Source organism: Leptotrichia sp. oral taxon 879 str. F0557 (assembly GCF_000469385.1).
Taxonomy (GTDB): Bacteria; Fusobacteriota; Fusobacteriia; order Fusobacteriales; family Leptotrichiaceae; genus Leptotrichia; species Leptotrichia mesophila.
Window position 1 is genome coordinate 1 of record NZ_KI271331.1, and the last position, 1333, is coordinate 1333.

At 23.4% G+C, this 1333-nt stretch carries 2 protein-coding genes; one reads left to right on the forward strand and one right to left on the reverse strand.

The genetic code is table 11. From position 1 onward, the window contains the following. Positions 1-72: 72 nt before the first annotated feature. Positions 73-450, reverse strand: a complete 378-nt coding sequence (locus HMPREF1552_RS06160) for a hypothetical protein (protein WP_021744259.1) — start codon at positions 448-450, stop codon at positions 73-75. A gap of 684 nt (positions 451-1134) precedes the next feature. Here HMPREF1552_RS06160 and HMPREF1552_RS12235 point away from each other — a divergent pair. Next, positions 1135-1333, forward strand: a 199-nt coding sequence (locus HMPREF1552_RS12235; RefSeq protein WP_021744261.1) for a transposase family protein, incomplete at its 3' end; no start/stop codon positions are given.

Genomic DNA, 1333 nt, shown 5'->3' on the forward strand with positions numbered 1-1333 from the left:
TATTAGCCCATAATTTTTCTATTGGATTTAAATCTGGCGAATACAGCGAATGTAGAATAATATTAGCTATACTTATAAAACAACCTCCTTAATTTTCACAATTCCTAAAAGACTGTCAATCAGCTCTTCAAAAATTACATCCCGATTTTTTTCATCTTTATAAAGAATCAGAAAGAAAAGATCTGAATAAAATTCTTTTTTTATCCCATTAATAAAATAGTTTCCACATCTTATATTTTTTCTATTTTTTACAACTAGAATTCTATCTCTATCATTTTTACGTTCTGAAAAATAAATTCCAAATTTCAAGTTTTCAAGCTGAATCTTCTCAATATTCTCATCTTTAATGTCATTTTCTTTAAATAAAAAACTTTCCTTCATCTGCTGATTTAAGCTTTCTATATTTTCCATATCTGTAAAACAGATATAATCTCTAAAAGCGTTTTTCATGATTAATTTCTCCTTTTATTATTTAATAAATTTCCAATTGATATTTATAATAAAACTAGATTTGGTAGTATTTATTCTACTATTTAAATTCTAATTTTATTAAAAAAATAAATTGATATCAGAATTTTAACATAATATCAAAATATTTTTTAGGGTTAATTTTATTATTTTTAAAATACGCTCAAAGTAGCTAAAATAGATATTTTATTTTTATATTTAACATTAAAATAAAATTAATATAATGAATATGTTTAATAGTTAAAATATAATATATTATAATATTTATAATACTTTATCTATAAAAATATTATTTATATATATTAAAATTTTAAGAACTAAAAATAATATACTTTAATAATTAAAAAATAATTAGTATTGTTGTAAAAATATATAAAAAATTATATATATAAAATGATTATTACAGCTAAGTCATTGAATTTTTTCAATTTTTAATAATAGATCCATTCGATAACCTTTCAATAAAGAACAATATCAGGGTATAATAATGTTGGTAATTAAAATGATAAATAATGCTTGAAAGAATAAAAAGATTTAAGGAAGAAAACTATCAGAAAATTTTTGGTATTAAAAAGTACCATAGGCTGAGAAAAGCAGGGAGTCTTCCTTGCCTAAAAGAGGGAGCTTGTCTGGGACACTGAGATAGAGGTTGTACTGGTTAACGCTATGGAATGCGAGATTAAGCGTCCTAAACAGTGGAAATATTACTCAGGAAAAAAGAAAAAGTACACGATAAAGGCTCAAATAGTGGCAAACGAAAAAGAGCTAAGGATACTTAATGTCTCATTTTCACATGGAAGTATTCACAACTTTAAGCTGTTCTGCAAGAGCCGCGTGCATTTTTTAAAAGATGTCCTTTTAATTG